The organism is Synechococcus sp. H60.1 (assembly GCF_047462335.1).
Lineage (GTDB): Bacteria > Cyanobacteriota > Cyanobacteriia > Thermostichales > Thermostichaceae > Thermostichus.
In genome coordinates this window covers 1-4,565 of sequence record NZ_JANSJA010000243.1, presented here as the reverse complement: position 1 = coordinate 4,565, position 4,565 = coordinate 1, and the positions used below count along the sequence as shown (strand labels likewise).

Here is a 4,565-nt window from a genome sequence, read left to right as displayed (position 1 = left end):
GTTCTACATACACCCAACGCTTGGCAATGATACTACTAACCTTGGTACTTCACCCGCTCAGCCATTTAAGACCGTGGAGAAGGCCCTGACCTCCACCGCAGTTCAAACGGCAGCCAGCCTTGGTGGTGGGACAAATGTGATTGTGACGATCTTGGACGACGGAACAGGGACACCCACGGCTAACGTTACCAGTCTTGCTTTGGCAAGTGGATCCGTCACAGTGGTTCCTGCCAGTGGCGTTAACTTTACTCTCAATTTGAATAACAAAACTTTAACCCTCAACAAAGGCTATACGCTGCAAGGGATCCAGATTACCAGTGGGGATCCTGCTACTAATACCACCGCCGCAGCCGCCATCACCCTTAACGCCGCGGGTACTCCTCTGAAAAACATCAACATTAACTGTACGGGTATTACCCCTAGTGGGGGCAGTTCAGTTGGAGGAGGAGACAAATGTGTTCACGTGCCAAACACCGTCGGCGGCACTGTCATTCTCGACAACGTAGATATTTCTATTCCAAGCAACCAGAACTTCGTTACCGGTATTTTGCATGAGGGCATTGGCACTCTCAAGGTAATAAACGGTAGCTCTGTTGTGGCTGCAGGATCAGGGAATGCTAAGGGCGTTGTAGGTATTTACGGGAAGACGACTTCCGGCTCTGTGGAGGTGAGTGGCAGCACCGCAAGCTTGAGCGCGATTACAGCCACTGGAGGGAATGTCTTCTCTATTCTCCTATCAGGCCCCATTGCTTCTGGAAAAGTGGAGGGAGGATCGTCAATTCAAGTCAGAGAAGGAAACTCATCGTCTGAAATAGCAATTGGGGTTTGTGTTAACGCTACTGGCACTGTGACTGTGCAAGGCAACACCTTCACAAACTCTCCTTCAGGTTCGAACAGTATTGCTATCTATAAACAGTCAGGAACTGTGCTGCCCACTCCCATGCCCACTGGCAACACCTTCACTGGCTTCTCTACATCTCCACCTCCATCACAAGAGAGGCGGTATGTAGACTCTGGCTCCTCTTGTCCCTAGCCTTCTCCCTTCTGGCCCCCACGGGGGGCCTTTTTTCTACCAAAGTGGCCCTGCCGGGCAACAGCCAGCAGGGCCATCCACAGTTTAGGTTTTGTCCTAGGGCAACAGCCGCGTCTCGCCGCCAATGGGCCCAAAGATGGCGTCGTCGCCCAAGAAGAGCCATTCTCCTGTCGGCGCCAGGCGGCGGCCTTCTGGGGGCAGCTCATAAGGATCCGCCGCCGCAAGATTGATGCCAGTAAATCCCAGATCCTGCATGGCCGCTGCCGTAATGCGGCTAAGAGCGGGGCGCAGGGGAGGAGGGGCCAGGACAGGCGTCATCAGCTCAAGGCCCAACGTCCTTCGCCAGTGACCTTCTGGTGGCCTCTCCAGCTCCACCGGCACATTGCCAAGTCCGCCGAGGCTGTTGTACTGAGCCGTGGCCTGAGGGCCCGCAAAGCGCGGGTTGTTGGTGCCACTGTTACGGAGAAGGGAATCCCAGTTGCGTATGGTGCCAAAGCCGAGAACATGGCCCAACTCGTGCAGAACCACGTGGAATAGTCTTCCATCAGCTTCTACCCTGGCCAGATCGGCAGGATCCAGCCCTACCATACCATAGGGGAAAGTGCCGCTCCCAGGCCGGGGAGAGCCACAGGGGCCACCTTGGCCAACGACCTCCCCCGGAGCGCTAGGGTAAGAGAGAAGCCGGGCGCCGGTCACCTGCACCAAGATGTCGTCCACCCGGCGATTGACCAGCGCTGTTGGCGGGAAACCACCTGGGCAGAAACCGGCCTGTAGCGTTACGGCAACATCGGGCAGATCGCCGGTGATGATCTGCTCCCAGCGCCGGGCCGCTTGCAGAACAATGTCGCGCTGGGAAGGGCTGAGGCTATTGTCGATAAATTCAACCTCGATGTTGAAGCCGCCAGCAGGGGGAGGGGGAGAAGGAGTGGGAGAAGCTGTGGGAGAAGGAGTGGGAGAAGCTGTGGGAGAAGGAGTGGGAGAAGCTGTGGGAGAAGGAGTAGGTGCGGAGCCAACCAGAGCAGTCCTAAGCTGGAAAGCGCCTGTAGCACCAGGGGCGTAACTGCTAACCCGCACCAAGTAGTTAATTCCAGCTTGCACAACCAAGTCTAGCTGGGAATTCCTACTCCCCCCAAAGTCGTCGTTTTCGGCAATTACCTGCCCGGTAGCCTGGTTAACGATGAAGAGGTAAGTATCAAACTCGCTGCTGGAAAGCTGGATCCGCACCGTTTGCCCCACGGACGCGCTGAGCAGGAAGTCCTGGATGAAGTGATCCGGGCGACGGGGATCCCGCGGACTACTGGTGGTCAGGCGCCCCGTTACACTCTGCGGCACCCCCAGGGTGGGGATCCCACCAGGCGGTGACGGCGAAGGCGAAGCTGGGGGTGGCCCTGTGGGGGGAACAAACCCCGGCCCCGGCAACCTGGCTGCCTGTTCGGGCGTCAGGTTAAGGGGAGGCTGTAGCCGCAGCACATTGTTGACAAAATCGTTGATGCGGTTGGCGTCGCGGGTTCGCAGAGTGGCAATGGCAAACAAGATGGCCGCGTCGCGAATCGTTCCCCCCCTGCCGTCGCCATCGAAGTCAGAAATGGCAACTGGGTTGGGGTTGGCCGTGGTCACCTCAGCCAAAGTTATGGGAGGCTGCACCCGCAAAACGTTGTTGACAAAGCTAACAATCTGGCTGGGCTGGGTGATCCCGCTGGCGATGGCAAAGGCGATGGCGGCATCGCGGATGGTCACCGATTGGGGGTTGCCGTCGTAGTAGGCAGCAGGGGTGGAGGAGGGCGTCTCTGGCCGGCTGATCAAGCCAGGCCCCGCGGCCAGGCCGCAGGCTGCCAGGATCCCGAAGAGAAAAGTTACCGCCAACAGCAACAGGCGCCTGCGTGAGCCCATAGAAAAAAACCCCTTGACAGAATAAGTTCCTGCCTCAATGAGGACGGCAAGCCAATACTGAGGCAGTACCATAAATAAAGCTACCAGCAAAGGTTACCTAGCTTCAAGGCCAGAGGAACGCCGGAGAGGCCAATAGGTTGCTGGCTGTGCAGTACGATAGGGTGCGTGCTAAGAGTTTGGGATACCTAAAAACAGGAAGGCCGCCATGGCAGAGAAAGTTGTGTCCAACCCCGTCCAGGCGCAGTTTGACGAGTTTCCCTACCCAAATGTGCCGATTGAGCAGACGGTTACCGACAACCTGGCCTTGTTTGCCAACAGCCTCACAACAGCCAGGTATCTGCGGGATCGCAAGGTGGTACTGCCGGAAGGCAAGGTGATGCTCAATGCCGGCTGTGGTTCCGGCTGGGAAACTTTGGTTTTGGCAACCGCCAACCCCGGCGCTCGCTATGTGGGAGTAGATATTTCACCTGAATCCGTCAAGCTGGCGGAGCAGCGCTTCAAGTTCCACAAGATCGAGAACGCCAGCTTTCATGTTATGGACATTACCGACATGACGGCGCTGGGGGAGGAGTTTGATTTTATCGCCTGCAACGACGTTCTCTACCTGCTGGACGACCCGGTGGCCGGTTTGAAAGGCATGCGGCAGGTGCTCAAGCCTGATGGGATCATTCGCACCAATGTGCACAGCCTTTATCAGCGGCAGTTTATCTTCAACATGCAGGATGCGATGGAGCTGCTGGGGGTGATGGATGAGCCAGCGGCCAAAGCTGTACCGCTGCTGCGGGAGGTGATGGAAGCTCTCACCGACGCCAGCTTTGTGAAGAGCCACTGGAACGGCGATGCCATCAAAACCACAGGGGGAATTCTGGCCAATTTCCTGCTGCGCAGCGACAAGGGCTTTACGGTGCCGCAGGTGTTTGAGATGTTAAGGCAGGCCGGCCTTGAGTTTATTAGCATGGTGAACTGGCAGCAGTGGAAGGTGGAGAGGGTTTTGACCAAGCCGGTGCCCTACACGATGCGGCAAATCAACAAGTTAAGTGAGGAGCAAAAGCTTCACTTCATCGAGCTGGTTTTCCCCAACATGACCCGCCTAATCGACTTTTGGTGTGGGCACCCCGGCATTCCCAAGCCTGAGCCGTTTACGAACGACGAATGGTGGAATGGCACTGTACAAGCCCACCCGCTTTTGGTGAGGTTGGATGCCAAGCAGGCGTTTCTCAACGCCATTCGCGACAACGGGCCTGTCAACATCAACGGCTGGCCGGGCGCTGAGGGGAACATTACCATCGATCCTTTCTCGGTGCGCTGGCTGGTGGATGTCTTCGGCCCCTTGCCGGTGCCGGTGCAATCGCTGGTTCACAAAACCATGGAGATTATGGACTGGACGCAGGAAGAAGCGTTTAGCCAAGTGTTGGCCAACCTGAAGTTTTTGGAAGAGCGCCTGGTGATTCTCCTAAACTCGCCGCTACGGTAAGGGCGACTGCAGTTAGCAGCTTTTCCAAGCCCCCTAGCTTTCCGGGGGCTTTTTAGCCTTATCCCAGCCGCTCCTCGGTTTGCGGGTCAAAGAGGTGGAAGCGATCCATGTCAAAGACCACTTCTGCCCATTGGTTGACGCGAAGCTGGGTACGGGGATCCACGCGGG

At 57.0% G+C, this 4,565-nt stretch carries 2 protein-coding genes and 1 pseudogene; 2 read left to right on the top strand and 1 reads right to left on the bottom strand.

All coding sequences use genetic code 11. From position 1 onward, the window contains the following. A pseudogene (locus tag NW852_RS11620) lies at positions 1 to 1,033 on the top strand (hypothetical protein); the annotation flags it as partial. 96 nt (positions 1,034 to 1,129) lie between these two features. Here NW852_RS11620 and NW852_RS11615 read toward each other — a convergent pair. Beyond that, positions 1,130 to 2,923, bottom strand: coding sequence for a peptidase M8 (locus tag NW852_RS11615; RefSeq protein WP_414426763.1), 1,794 nt, complete (start codon positions 2,921 to 2,923; stop codon positions 1,130 to 1,132). Between the two features lie 205 nt (positions 2,924 to 3,128). On the opposite strand from NW852_RS11615, the gene NW852_RS11610 reads away from it, so the two are divergent. Then, positions 3,129 to 4,397 carry a class I SAM-dependent methyltransferase gene (locus NW852_RS11610; RefSeq protein WP_414426762.1) on the top strand — a complete coding sequence of 423 codons (1,269 nt, stop codon included), beginning with the start codon at positions 3,129 to 3,131 and terminating at the stop codon, positions 4,395 to 4,397. Positions 4,398 to 4,565 lie beyond the last annotated feature (168 nt).